At 68.7% G+C, this 13,013-nt stretch carries 9 protein-coding genes; 5 read left to right on the top strand and 4 right to left on the bottom strand.

All coding sequences use genetic code 11. The annotated features are described in order from the left end of the window. The first annotated feature begins 242 nt into the window (after positions 1–242). A complete protein-coding gene (locus B9B60_RS15615; protein ID WP_159451234.1) occupies positions 243–3,332 on the top strand; it encodes an SIR2 family NAD-dependent protein deacylase in 3,090 nt (1,029 codons plus the stop codon). 249 nt (positions 3,333–3,581) lie between these two features. Here the strand turns inward: B9B60_RS15615 and B9B60_RS15610 are convergent, their stop codons facing one another. Further along, entirely contained in the window at positions 3,582–4,205 is a 624-nt protein-coding gene (locus B9B60_RS15610; protein ID WP_200811251.1) for a TrmH family RNA methyltransferase, read from the bottom strand. A 93-nt stretch (positions 4,206–4,298) separates the two neighbouring features. Between B9B60_RS15610 and B9B60_RS15605 the strand changes: the two genes are divergently transcribed. The 3 genes from B9B60_RS15605 to B9B60_RS15595 all read left to right on the top strand — a co-directional run bounded on the left by B9B60_RS15605 (position 4,299) and on the right by B9B60_RS15595 (position 6,862). Further along, entirely contained in the window at positions 4,299–4,949 is a 651-nt protein-coding gene (locus B9B60_RS15605) for a DedA family protein (protein WP_072623463.1), read from the top strand. A gap of 96 nt (positions 4,950–5,045) precedes the next feature. Beyond that, positions 5,046–6,011 (top strand): ATP-binding cassette domain-containing protein, encoded by a 966-nt coding sequence (locus B9B60_RS15600; RefSeq protein WP_084452864.1) that lies wholly within the window; start codon positions 5,046–5,048, stop codon positions 6,009–6,011. Then, on the top strand, positions 6,008–6,862 hold the full coding sequence (locus B9B60_RS15595) for an ABC transporter permease (RefSeq protein WP_072623461.1): 855 nt from the start codon (positions 6,008–6,010) through the stop codon (positions 6,860–6,862). Before B9B60_RS15600 ends, B9B60_RS15595 begins: the two co-directional genes overlap by 4 nt. A gap of 96 nt (positions 6,863–6,958) precedes the next feature. Here the strand turns inward: B9B60_RS15595 and B9B60_RS15590 are convergent, their stop codons facing one another. Next, complete coding sequence (locus B9B60_RS15590; RefSeq protein WP_159451233.1) at positions 6,959–9,706, bottom strand: helix-turn-helix transcriptional regulator; 2,748 nt, start codon at positions 9,704–9,706, stop codon at positions 6,959–6,961. A 100-nt stretch (positions 9,707–9,806) separates the two neighbouring features. After that, complete coding sequence (serS, locus tag B9B60_RS15585) at positions 9,807–11,135, bottom strand: serine--tRNA ligase (RefSeq protein ID WP_072623459.1); 1,329 nt, start codon at positions 11,133–11,135, stop codon at positions 9,807–9,809. Between the two features lie 92 nt (positions 11,136–11,227). Here serS and B9B60_RS15580 point away from each other — a divergent pair, with 92 nt between their 5' ends. Next, a complete protein-coding gene (locus tag B9B60_RS15580; RefSeq protein ID WP_234993902.1) occupies positions 11,228–12,358 on the top strand; it encodes a diacylglycerol/lipid kinase family protein in 1,131 nt (376 codons plus the stop codon). A 130-nt stretch (positions 12,359–12,488) separates the two neighbouring features. On the opposite strand, the gene B9B60_RS15575 is transcribed toward B9B60_RS15580, so the two are convergent. After that, positions 12,489–13,013: a gluconokinase gene (locus B9B60_RS15575; RefSeq protein WP_084452858.1), complete on the bottom strand. Its 525-nt coding sequence runs from the start codon at positions 13,011–13,013 to the stop codon at positions 12,489–12,491.

The raw sequence follows: 13,013 nt of genomic DNA, 5'->3' as shown, positions 1-13,013 counted from the left end.
AGTCATCTGTGAGGTGTCCAGACCCGCATGGTCACGGCCACTCGATCTCGGCAGACGATCCAACTGGTGCAGTTGCCTAGCTGTCCCGCTGCTGGTACCTATGGTGCTGAAGTGACGCATACTGGCGCGTTTCACCACAATATTCGAGAGCTGGACTGCAAGTCACCGGTGAACGCCAATGCCTCGTGCTGCGCTACATGATGGGCCCTACGGGCGACGATCGCTTCACTAGGAGGTTTCCGATGTCCCGCCAAGACGAGATGCGCAGCCTGGTTCAAGGCGGACGCGCCGCCTTCGTGGTGGGCGCCGGCGTAGCAATCTACGCCAGCAGCAACTCTAGTCTCACTTGGACAGAACTGATTAAACATGGAATCAGGCGCGTTGTGGACCTCGACCCAACCAAGAGTGACGACTGGGCCGACGCCGTTAATCGAACCCTCCAGGTGGGCCTGGACATGAGCGACACGAACATGCTGATCTCTTCAGCAGGAATGGTCCAAGATGGACTCAACTCTCTTGGAGATGGCTGCTTCGCAGATTGGCTCAAGGCTGAGTTCTCGACGCTGTCTGTGTCCGACGGTCGTCAGATCGACGCACTCGGAGCATGCGGTCTCCCCATCCTGACAACAAACTACGATGACCTTATCGAAAAGCAACTTCGCCGGCGGGGTGTCACTTGGCGGGACACCCGCGAGCTGCAGGAGATTGGCGCCGGTCGGGCCGAGGAAGTTGCCCACCTGCACGGGATCTGGCACCGGGCCGACACAGTTATCTTTGGAGGACAGAGTTACGGCACGCTCCTTGAACGTCAAGGTGTCCAGATGTTGCAGCGCGCAGTCGGTGCCACCAAGTCCCTGATATTCGTGGGATGCGGGGACGGGACTACCGACCCGAACATTGGAGGACTTCTGGGTTCACTCAAAGACTTGGTACCGGACAGTTCCGTAACTCACTTCTTCCTACATCGCGAGGGTCAGGAGCCTTCGGGCCTTCCGACCAATGTGCGCTTGATTTCATACGGCGACAACTACGTCGATCTCGCCCCCTTCCTGGAGTCGCTTGCAGCCCCTCCGGAGGACGTTAGCGGTAAGGCTCTAACAGCCGTAGAGGTGGAACTAACCCATAGTGCAGCCGGGATAGTCGCCGATCAAGCCCGTTCTGAGGTGCTGTTGGCCGAGTTGGTCGACGACGTCGAGAACGCCAACCTGAGTGACCTGCTCATGCCTCCGGTGCTGCTGCCGGTCACGCAGCAGGCGTACGCCAACTCACAGGAGATGGGGGTCGACGAACGGATCTCCCGTTGCAACCTCGCTGACGAGACCAGGACAGGGCGACGAATCTTGCTTGCGGCTGAGGAACACAGCGGGCTGACGACCGCTCTGCGCTGGCTGATCCACGAGGTTCGCGAGCAAGGCCAATTGGTGGCCCCGGTCTACGTGGACTTTCGGACTTTAAATGCAGGCAAGAATCCCCTGCGCAAACGGGTCATTCAACAACTCCGTCAAGCCGGCTATCAGATCCCCGACAACGGCGACATTCCAGATATCGCGCTGGCATTGGATAACGTAGTGCAGGATCTGAAGGGTCGGACACTTGACCGAGTCATTGCGGAACTCGGCGAGAATCACATAGCTTATCTCGTGATCGGCACCCGACAGGGCGCCGAACACGAGCTGATGAAGTCACTCTCACCCGCGCTTAACGGGGTCACTCAACGATACGTGGGACGGATGAACTCCGCCGACATTCTGACGCTGGCCAATAAGGTCGCCCCTGCGCGTGCGAGGGAACTAACGGACCGGGCCGTCAGGATCCTCGGACAGGAGCACCTGCCTCGGACACCGTACACAATTTGCATGTTGCTCATCGCACTTATGCGCGGACACACCTTCAGCGCCATCAGCTCCGAGACCGCCCTCCTCGATGCTTATATCACCCTCATGCTCGGCGCCGCTGATCCGCACCAAGACTCGAGACTATCGCTCGATTACCTTGATCGTCGTCTCCTCCTTGGCGTGCTCGCAGGCGAGTTTGTGCGCCGCGACACCGCTGCCTTGGCCCACGGCGAGGTGGCGAAGCTCTTCGACGACTTCTTCGACAGTGTCGACTGGAATGAGGATTCCCTCGATGCGCTGAATGACCTGATCCATCGGCGCATTCTCAAGAACAGCAACGGTCAAGTAGGTTTCGCTCACTCCAGTTATGTGCATCTGTTTGCCGCGGTTCGAGCTCGGGACGACCAAGACTTGCGGAACCTGGTCTTTAACAGCGCACTCCACTACGCAGAGATTGTTCGCCATTATGCCGGGCTAACCCGCGATGACGTTGAGGCTCTGCGAAAGGTTTCCGACATCCTGATCAGTGCGTCCAGCGCTGCGGGTCCCGCAGAGTCAGGGCACTTCTTCGGCAACCGCCCCGAGGCGGACAAGGTGCTCGACGCTTCCACGGTTGAGGAATTGTTGAACAGCCTTGATCTTGGAGATGCCTTGGCGCACAGTCTCTCGCGCGCGAGATCCGACGCCCAATTTGATCCCTTGGACACGATCAGCGACGACGAACGCGAGCCGTTCCCAGCGGACCGCATTGAAGACGCACCTCCGCTATACCAGATCATGACGGCCCTTAGCCTCGTTTCGACCGTGTTGCGCGACAGTGAATCGGTCACTGACCTAGGTCTCAAGCGAGAGGTGTTGGCACGCACACTATCGGTGTGGGGAAAGGTTGTCACCCTATTGGAAACCGATCCAGAATTTCAGGAGTTCGTGTCCAGCTTGGCGCGCTCCACCGCAGCCGAGGCGGGGGCCACAGGGGAACGACTCGAGAAGTTTGTTATGGGGATGGAGCGGTCGGCGCCGGTGCTGGTCGGCGTCACGGCGATCAACTCCTCCCTGGCCAGCCGCAAGCTTGCCCGCACGTTGAGCTGGTTGTTCGACGACGATGATTTCCTGTCCGATGCTGGAGCAAGCATTCTGGGCGCGATCCTGTCGCTGGACCTTGGGGACGGGTGGGCTGCGCAATTCTTAAAGGTTCACGAGCACCACCAGCTCCGTCGTGCTATAGACGCCGTCATGGTGCCGTTCGCTACGGCCGCGTACTACGTCCAGCCACTCAGTCCGGATGATCAGCGGGATGTCGAAGAATTCGTTGCAGTGCGAAAGCTCGCTCAGGTATCGACGACCAATAACGTCCAAAGGAAAATGTTCCTAAACCAAGTGAAGGAGGCTTTGCGCAAGAACCGCAACCTTCACGCCCAACAACGTTTGGGTGCAGGGGAGACCGTGATGCGCAAAGTCGATAATGCAGATGTCGATACAACAATTCACGGATCATGACCGCCCCGACCTCTTGGCACTCAGCCGCAGCCTGTCGCACAGGTGGCACCCTGTCCAGCTTCGACGTTTAGCTTGCGAAATTGAGGGCAACAGATCGCGGCTTAACAATGGTGGCGACGCGTAGGCGGTCAAGGTAGTTCGCAAGGCTGGCGTAGGAGTTGCCGCGATTGTGCGGCATGTCATGTGGGCATCTTCGGCGATGACTGTGCTGGAGTCTGGCGCCCAAGAGTGAATCGTCTTGACATCGGACTACGGCACCTGGCCGAAGGTGTGCCGCCGCACCCAGGCGTGCATCGCGATCGCCGCAGCCGCGCCGGCGTTGATCGAGCGGGTCGAGCCGAACTGGCTGATCTCGAGCACGACCTCGCACGCCGCGAGCATCTCCGGCGAGATCCCCGGGCCCTCCTGGCCGAGGACGAGGACGCAGTCGCGGGGCAGGTCGTGGGTCTCGATCGGGACCGAGCCCGGCACGTTGTCGATGCCGATGATGCGAAGGGGGGTCCCCCCTTCGCCCGCCGTCGCCGCCCACTGCGTGAAGTCCTCGACGGACGGATGGTGGTGCTCCACCTGGTAGCGGTCGGTGACCATCGCGCCACGCCGGTTCCACCGCCTCTTGCCGACGATGTGGAAGGCGGCGGCCCCCATGGCATTGGCCGTGCGCACGACCGAGCCGATGTTGAAGTCGTGCTCCCAGTTCTCGATGGCGACGTGGAAGGCGTGCCGCCGGGTCGCCAGGTCCGCGGTGATCGCCTCGTGGGACCAGTAGCGGTAACGGTCCTCGACATTGCGCCGGTCGCCGTCGCGGAGCAGCTCGGGGTCGAGGTGCGGGTCGTCGGGCCACTCGCCCACCCACGGACCGACGCCGTGGCTCACAGGCGACGCGGAGGGTCCGCCCCTAGCCTTGGCATGATCATCCGGGGTGCTCACGGGCCCCCACCGTAGACGTCACCGCCGCGGAAGGGCCGCATGAACACCATCGTCGAGTGGGTCCTCGACCTCATGGACCGGATCGGGGGCCCCGGCATCGCGCTGGGCATCTTCCTCGAGAACGTCTTCCCGCCGATCCCCAGCGAGGTGATCCTGCCGCTCGCCGGCTTCACCGCCGCGCAGGGCCGCTACTCGATCGTCGAGGCGGTGCTCTGGGCGACGCTCGGCTCGGTCACCGGCGCGCTGCTGCTCTACGGCATCGGCGCGGCGCTCGGGATCGACCGGCTCAAGGTCATCGCGCACCGGATGCCGCTCGTCGACGTCGCCGACATCGACAAGGCCGACGCGTGGTTCACCAAGCACGGGCCCAAGGCCGTCTTCCTCGGCCGCTTCGTCCCCGGGATCCGCAGCATCATCTCGATCCCCGCCGGCATCGACCGCATGCCGGTGGCGAAGTTCCTCGGCTACACGACCGCCGGCTCGCTCATCTGGAACTCCCTCTTCGTGTGGATCGGCTTCCAGCTCGGCGACCGCTACCACCTCGTCGAGCAGTACATGGACCCGATCAGCAAGGTCGTCTACGTCCTCATCGTCCTCGCCGCCCTCGGGGTCGTCGCGTGGATGTGGCGGCGCTCGGTGCGCCGCAGCCACGACCCCGACGACCACATCGACGTCGAGACCTTGGAGTAGCCACCCCCGGTCCCTGAGGTGCGAGGCCGTCCGCGGCCGAGCCTCGAAGGGAAATCCGTTGTCCGCTGTCGGTGCCACCCCCTAGCGTGGACCGACATGACCGCACCCGTGATCGAGGCCTCCGGCCTGGTGAAGACCTTCGGTGACTTCGTGGCCGTCGACGACGTGAGCTTCAAAGTCCCCCAAGGCACTGTCTTCGGCCTCCTGGGGCCCAACGGCGCCGGCAAGACGACGACCGTGCGCATGATGACCACGCTCGCCACCCCGACGCGGGGCACCGCGCGGGTCGCCGGGCACGACGTCGTCGCCGAGCCCGAGGCGGTGCGCGCGAGCATGGGCCTGACCGCGCAGTCTGCGACCGTCGACGACCTGCTGACGGGGAGGGAAAATCTGCGGCTGATCGGCGACCTCTACGGCCTGCCCGGCCGCGAGGTCCGCCGCCGGGCCGACGACCTGCTCGAGCGATTTTCGCTCACCGAGGCGGGCAACAAGGTGGTCAAGGACTACTCCGGCGGCATGCGCCGGCGGATCGACCTCGCCGTGAGCCTCATCGCCCACCCGTCCGTGCTCTTCCTCGACGAGCCGACGACCGGCCTCGACCCGCGCAGCCGGGTCGAGCTGTGGGAGGTGCTGCGTGACCTCGTGCGTGACGGCACCACGCTGCTGCTCACGACCCAGTACCTCGACGAGGCCGACCAGCTCGCCGACCGCATCTGCGTCATCGACCACGGGCGGATCATCGCCCAGGGCACCCCGCTCGAGCTCAAGGACCAGTCCGGTGCCACGAGCCTCGTCGTCACCGTCTCGCGCCACGACGAGGTGGCCCGCGCCGCCGAGCTCGTCCGCGAGGCCGTCGGCGAGGTCCACGTCGACGCCGACGCCCGTCGGCTGACCGCCCCCGGTGCCGGGGTCGCCGACCTCACCCGCATCGCCGGCGCCCTCGACGGCGCCGACATCGACGTCGACGACCTAGGCATGCAGCGTCCGAGCCTCGACGACGTCTTCCTCTCCCTCACCGGCCATGCCGCCGAGGAGTCCACCAACCAGGAGGCACCGGCATGACCGCCCAGAGCGACACCAGCTCCATCGCCGTCCCGCACGCGAGCCCGACACCGGTCGGCGCCGGTCGGGTCCGGCAGATCACCACCCTCGTGCGCCGCAACCTCACCCACATCAAGCGCCAGCCCGAGATGCTCACCGACGTGACGATCCAGCCGGTGATGTTCGTGCTGCTCTTCGCCTATGTCTTCGGGGGCTCGATCCAGATCCCCGGGGTCGACTACAAGCCGTGGCTGCTGCCCGGGATCATGGCGCAGACCATCGCCTTCAGCGCCTTCATCGTCGCCATCGGGCTCAACACCGACATCGGCAAGGGCATGGTCGACCGGCTGCGGTCGCTGCCCATCCGCCGCTCGTCGATCCTCATCTCGCGCAGCATCGCCGCGCTCATCCACTCGAGCATCGGCGTCGCCGTCATGTCGGTCACCGGGCTCTTCATCGGGTGGCGGCTGCACGACGGCGTGGTCAACGCCCTCATCGGCTACGGGCTGCTCCTGCTCTTCGGCTTCGCGATGATCTGGATCGGGATCCTCGTCGGGTCGGCGATGCGCTCGGTCGAAGCGGTCAACGGCCTGATGTTCACGACGATCTTCCCGATCACCTTCCTGTCCAATGCCTTCGCGCGGACCGACGTCATGCCGAGCTGGCTGCGCACCGTCGCCGAGTGGAACCCCATCTCAGCCCTCAGTCAGGCGATGCGTGACAACTGGGGCGTCGCGGGTCAGCCGTTGCGCGCCGACGCCCCGTGGCCGCTGCACCACCCCGAGCTGGCGACGATCATCTGGTCGGTGGGCATCACGCTCGTCATCGCGCCACTGGCCCTGCGGGCCTTCAACGCCCGCACGACCGACTGAGGGAGCCGAGCCCAGGTCCGCCACCCGGATCGAGGTACCACCGACCAGATAGACGGTCGCGGATACCTCGACCCCCTCGCCCGGACGTGTGGGTGGTCAGCGAGGGCCGTGGCCGAGGACGAGCGCGGCGAGCTGGGTGCGCGAGCGCAGGCCCGACTTGCGGTAGACCCGCGTCAGGGTGCCCTCGACCGTCTTGACGCTCAGGTGCAGCCGCTGGGCGATCTCGCGGTTGCTCGCGCCGTCGGCGACGAGCCCGGCCACCTGCTGCTCGGTGAGGGTGAGCGAGGCCAGGAGGGCCTGGGGGTCGCCGGCATCGGGCTCCTCGGGCTCGAGCGTGTGCAGCGCGGCTCCCTCGGGGAAGCGCGCCAGCACCCATGCGGTCCACGGCTCGGCGTGCAGCGGGCGCAGCACCTCGCGCGCCCGGCCGGCGGCCTCTCGGCTGCGCCCGCTCCGGCGGGCGCGGCGCTCGACGTGGGCGAGTGTCACCAGCGAGCGCGCCTGCTCGATCGGCAGCCGACGCTCCCCCGCGACCGTCGCCGAGCGGGTGACGAGCTCACGCGCGCGGTCGAGGTCACCCCGAGCGGCGGCAATCTCCGCCTCGGCCCGGTCGGCAGCGACGACGACTCCCGGTGCCCCGCGGCCGGCGGCGATCTCGGCGCGCACCCCGGCGAGCAGCTCCGCCGCCTCGTCGGCCTCGCCGACGAGGGCCAAGGCGGTCACGGCGTCGGTGTGCCAGCGCAGGGAGGTCACGTCCCGGATCCCGCTCGCCGCGTCGATGGCGCGCAGCTCACGGAAGGCCTCGACCGCCTCGTCGAGCTCGTCGAGGTGCAATCGGGCCAGACCGAGATGGGCCAGGTGCCGACGCAGGTAGCGCTCGTCCTCCTGCTCGCGCGCGAGCGCCACCCCGCGGGCGCTGACGACGGCGGCTCGCTCGAAGGACCCCCCGGCGCACTCCGCGATCGCCTCGATGTACCACGTCGTCGCGACGGGGGTGTCGAAGTGCGTGGCCGCTCGGGTGGCCCGCCCGGCGAGCTCGAGCGCCTCCCGCCCACGCCCCTGCCTGGAGACGATCTCGACGAGGCTGCGCAGGACGTGGACGGTGTCGTAGCCGGCGTCCGGCCCGACGGAGGCGAGCATGTCGACGAACTCCGCCCGAGCCCGACGCAGGTCGTCGTCGTGGAGCGCGAAGCGCCCGGCGATGTAGCGGGCGGACGTGTGGACGTGACCCGGTCGCGGCGTCCCGGCCAGCGCGGCGGCCGAGTCGATGAGCTCACGCGACCCGCCCTCGCCGAGGGTGCGGGTCACCGACGCGGCGACGGTGAGGGCGTCGACCTCGATGTCGGGCCGCCCGGCCCGCTCGGCGAGCTCGACGGACCGGCGGGCCAGCTCGAGCGCCGTGCGCAGCTCGTGCGTCCCCAGGAGCAGGCGGGCGCGCTGCAGCAGGACCCGCGCCTGGAGGTCAGGGTGCTCCCGGGCCGCCTGCAGCGCGGTGACGAGCACCTCGTCGGGCGAGACGTCGCCGAGCTCGACGAGCGCGAGATCGGCCCGGACCCGGTGCCCCGGGTCGGTGAGCCGCGCCGCGCCCTGGACGGCTCGGTGCAGCACCCGGGTCTCCTTGCCGATGACGGCATTTTCGAGGCAGCAGGTGATCCACTCGGCCCATTCGTCGGTGCCCGCGTCGGCCGCGAGGAGGTAGAGCTGGGCAGCGAGGTCGTGCTCGCCCCGCGCCGCGGTCTCCGCGGCCGAGGCGGCCAGGTCGGCCGGCGTCGTCGACGGGTCTCCGGCGAGGGCGCGGTGGTAGCGGGCCAGGGCCTCGGTGTCGGCGGCGGCAGCGAGCTCGGTGTGCAGCTGCACGAGCTCGTCGCTGTCGATCGACTCGAGCAGCACGTCGCCGAGCGCTGTCGGGGTGAGCCGGACGTAGTCGTCCTCGCTCACCAGGAGCGCGAGGGCCCGTGCCGTGCGGATGCTGTCGACGGCGTCGGCGCCGCCGAGACGGGTGAGGACCGCGGTCGTCGGCTGGTGCATCGCCGCGACCCGGCGCAGCGTGGCGCGCACGGGCGGCGAGAGTGCCAGGGCGCGTTGCCGCACGAGCGAGCGGACCGCCCGGGTCGCGTCGGCGGGCGACCTGGCATCGACGGCCGCGGCGACGTCATGGGCCAGGCCAGGGTTGCCGCCGGACTCGCGGTGCGCCCACAGCGCGGTGTCGGTCGGCACGCCAGCCGTGGTGAGCATCTCGACGGTGTCGGCCCCCGCCAGCGGCTGGAGGTCGAGGTGGAGCAGCTGCAGCTCGCGCGCGGCGACCAGCCCCGGGACGAAGCCGGTCTCCGAGGAGACCTCCGGCGGACCGACCCCCAAGAGGATGCCCAGCGCGCCGGGGCCGAGCGAGCGCGACGCCGCAGTGCGCAGGGCGGCGAGCGTCAGCGGGTCGAGGTGCTGGGCGTCATCGACCACAAGGACGAAGGGGGCCCGCCCCGCCTCGGTCGTCAGCAGCTCCGTCAGGGCGTCCCCGAGGAAGACCGCCGGGTCACCGACGGTCACGGACCGCGGGTCGAGCAGTCCGGCGCGCATCCGCTCGGGCAGCTCGTCGAGCGTCTCGGCCGGGAAGGCGGACGCGATGAGCGCGGCCCCGTGCCCGGGGGTGCCCAGACGCTGCACCCGGACGCTGATCGCGTGCGGGAGCCCTGCGGCGACGAGGTCGAGGACGGTGGTGCGGCCCATGCCCCGCGGGCCGTGGAGCGCGACAGCCTGACCGTCGAGCACCCGGGCGGTGATCGACGCGGCGAGCCGGGCGCGGCCCACCGGGGCCGCAGCGCCCGGGGCCTCGTGCCGAGCAGGCTGGATCACTCGTGCTCCTCCGTCGTCGGGGGGACGAGTCCAACGTAGCCCGCCGACCTGAACGCCGTGGGTCGGGCCCCCTTCGTCGGGGAGAACGCGGTGGTCACGGTCAGCGCGGTCGGATGACCTCGGCACCGAGAAAGGGCTGCAGCGCCGCGGGGACGCGGACCGAGCCGTCGGCCTGCTGGTGGTTCTCGAGGATGGCCACGATGGGGCGGGTGCTCGTGATGGCGGTGCCGTTGAGCGTGGCGACCGTGCGGGTGCCGCCGCCCTCGGCGTTGCGCTCACGGATGTTCAGGCGCCGCGCCTGGAAGGTCGTGCAGTTGCTCGTCGACGTCAGCTCGCGGTACTTGCCCTGCGTGGGCACCCACGCCTCGCAGTCGTACTTGCGGCTCGCCGGCCCGCCGAGGTCACCGGCGGCGACGTCGATGACCCGGTAGGGCAGCTCGAGGGCCTCGAGGATCCGCCGCTCGATCCGCAGCAGCTCCTCGTGCTGGGCCTGGGCGTCCTCGGGGCGGCAGAAGACGAACATCTCGGTCTTCTGGAACTGGTGGACGCGGAAGATGCCTCGGGTGTCCTTGCCGTAGCTGCCCGCCTCGCGCCGGTAGCAGGTCGACGTCGACACGTAGCGGATCGGACCCTGCGACAGGTCGAGGATCTCGTCGGCGTGGTAGCCGGCGAGCGCGACCTCGGACGTGCCGGTGAGGTACAGCTCGTCGGCGGGCAGGTGGTAGACGTCGTCGTGGGCGTCGAGGTAGCCGGTGCCGGCCATCGTCTCAGGGCGCACGAGCGTCGGGACGACGAGCGGGGTGAAGCCCTCCTCGGCGGCGACCTGCTGGGCGAGGGCCATGAGGGCGATCTCGAGCCGGGCGCCGGCGCCGCGCAGGTAGTAGAAGCGGCTGCCGCTCACCTTGGCCCCGCGCTCCATGTCGATGGCGCCGAGCAGCTCGCCGAGCTCGAGGTGGTCCTTGGGCTCGAAGCCCTCGGCGGCGAAGTCGCGCGGGGTCCCGACCTCCTCGATCAGGTCGAAGTCGTCCTCGCCGCCGGCCGGGACGCCCTCCTGGATGACATTGCCGATCCGACGGATCGAGGCGTCGAGCTCTCCCTTCGCCTCGTCGGCGGCGGCCTCGAGCTCCTTGACGCGGGCCGACATCGCGGCACCCTTGTCGCGCAGCGCGGCGGCCTCGACCTCGAGCTCGGCCACGAGCGCGGCGTCGTCACCTTGCTTCTTGGCCTTGTTGAGCCGACCCATGACCGGACCGAGCTCCTTGCTCGCCGCCTTCTGCTCCGCCCGGGCGGACTCGAAGGCACCGATGGTCTCGCGGCGGCGCGCGTCGGCCGCGAGGACCGCGTCGACGAGGGACTCGTCCTCACCGCGGGCACGCTGGCTGGCTCGGACGGCTTCGGGCTGGTCGCGCAGGAACTTGAGGTCGATCACGACACGCAGGATATCCGCGATGACCGGGCACCCCCGCCGCCCGGGCCCGTGGAAGGGCGCCGGCGGGCCACCGCTGGGGTAGCGTCACGGCCGTGCCTGACTGGACCATGCTGGCGATCGCGATCGCCCTCTGCCTCGTGCTCGTCGTCGTCGTCGTCGCCCTCGTCCTGCGTGGACCGGGTGCCGCGGGGGCTCGGCACGCCGCGTCCCGGCCGGAGCGTCACCGCTTCCGCAAGGACGAAGGGAGCAAGCCCGCCCCTCGTCGTGCGGCCATCATCATCAACCCGACGAAGTTCGACAGCGTCCCGGCGACCCGCGCCGAGCTGACCGCCGCCAGCCGCGAGCTGGGCTGGGACGAGCCGCTCTTCATCGAGACGACGATCGACGACCCCGGCACCGGTCAGGCCCGTGAGGCGGTCGAGGCGGGCGTCGACGTCGTCTGCCCGCTCGGCGGCGACGGCACGATCCGCGCGGTCGCGGTCGCCCTCGCCGGCACCCGCACGCCGATGGGCCTGCTCCCCCGCGGCACCGGCAACCTGCTCGCCCGCAACCTGGACATCCCCTTCGGCGCCGACCTCACCGAGGCGCTCCGGGTGGCCTGCAGCGGCCGCAACAAGGCGATCGACGTCGCCTGGCTCGAGCTGGACCCCGCCGAGGAGGTCACCACCGACGACGCCGGCCAGGCCGAGGAGCCGGTCGAGGGACCCCCGGTCGAGCGCCACCCCTTCCTCGTCATGGCGGGCATGGGCTTCGACGCGGCGATCATGGGCAACACGAGCGAGGAGCTCAAGGCGCGCGTGGGCTGGACGGCCTACTTCGTCACCGGCTTCCGCAGCATCTTCATCAAGCGCTTCCGCGTGCGGTGGACCATCGACGGGCAGGCCCAAGAGCCGGTCCGGGCGCGCACGATCCTCTTCGGCAACTGCGGCACCCTCACCGGAGGGATCCAGCTGATCCCGAGCGCCCGCATCGACGACGGGCGACTCGACGGCGTCGTCGTCGCCCCCAAGACGATCATCGGCTGGGGCTCGGTCGCCGTGCGCGTCCTCGGCCGCTCCGAGAAGGATGGCACCGAGCTGATCCGCACCTCTGGCTCGACCTACACCGCCAGCGTCGACGAGCCGCACCCCGTGCAGGTCGACGGTGACGTCATCGGCGAGGCCTCCCGCCTGCGGGTGACCGTCGACCAGCAGGCGCTCATCGTGCGGGTCGCGAGCACCTGAGCGAGGCCTCGACCGGGGCCCACCCCACCCGTACCTCGATTTCCGGGTGACCCGAGAAACACCCCCTTCGCAAGGGTTTGAAACCCTTGCGAAGGGGGTGTTTCTCTTGTCGAGCGGCGACGAAAGGGGGTCAGCGCCCCGGCGCCACGCTCGCCATGACCCGGTCGACGAGCACCTCGGGTGCTGCGGTGAGGTCGAGCACGACCCCGTCCTCGTCGGGCTCGAGGTCCTCGAGGGTGTCGATCTGCGACTGCAGGAGCGAGGCGGGCATGAAGTGACCCTGCCGCCCTTCGAGCCGCTCGGCGATGACCGCGGCCGACCCGTCGAGATGGGCGAAGAGCACCCGGTGCCCTGCCCCGAGGGCAGCGACGTCGGCGCGCAGCGCGTCGCGGTAGGTCCGCTTGAGCGCCGAGCAGGTGATGACCGTGTCCTCGCCGCGTGCGGCGTGCTCGGCCATCCACGCCGCGAGGTCGTGCAACCAGGGCCACCGGTCCTCGTCGGTCAGCGGGATGCCCTGCGACATCTTGTCGATGTTGGCCTGCGGGTGGAAGGCGTCGGCCTCGGCGAAGACCCATCCGGTGCGCTCGACGACACCCTCCGCGACGGTGCTCTTGCCGCTGCCGGAGACGCCCATCGCGACGACGTGGACACTCAT

The organism is Janibacter indicus (assembly GCF_900176385.1).
In the GTDB taxonomy this organism is placed as follows: domain Bacteria; phylum Actinomycetota; class Actinomycetes; order Actinomycetales; family Dermatophilaceae; genus Janibacter; species Janibacter indicus.
The sequence above is the reverse complement of the archived record's forward strand: the minus strand, read 5'-3'. Positions and strand labels throughout refer to the sequence as shown.

Coding starts and splice junctions, on each gene's coding strand:
- B9B60_RS15615 (WP_159451234.1), top strand. CDS start 243: ATGTCCCGCCAAGACGAGATGCGCAGCCTGGTTCAAGGCGGACGCGCC.
- B9B60_RS15605 (WP_072623463.1), top strand. CDS start 4,299: ATGAACACCATCGTCGAGTGGGTCCTCGACCTCATGGACCGGATCGGG.
- B9B60_RS15600 (WP_084452864.1), top strand. CDS start 5,046: ATGACCGCACCCGTGATCGAGGCCTCCGGCCTGGTGAAGACCTTCGGT.
- B9B60_RS15595 (WP_072623461.1), top strand. CDS start 6,008: ATGACCGCCCAGAGCGACACCAGCTCCATCGCCGTCCCGCACGCGAGC.
- B9B60_RS15575 (WP_084452858.1), bottom strand. CDS start 13,013: ATGAGTGTCCACGTCGTCGCGATGGGCGTCTCCGGCAGCGGCAAGAGC.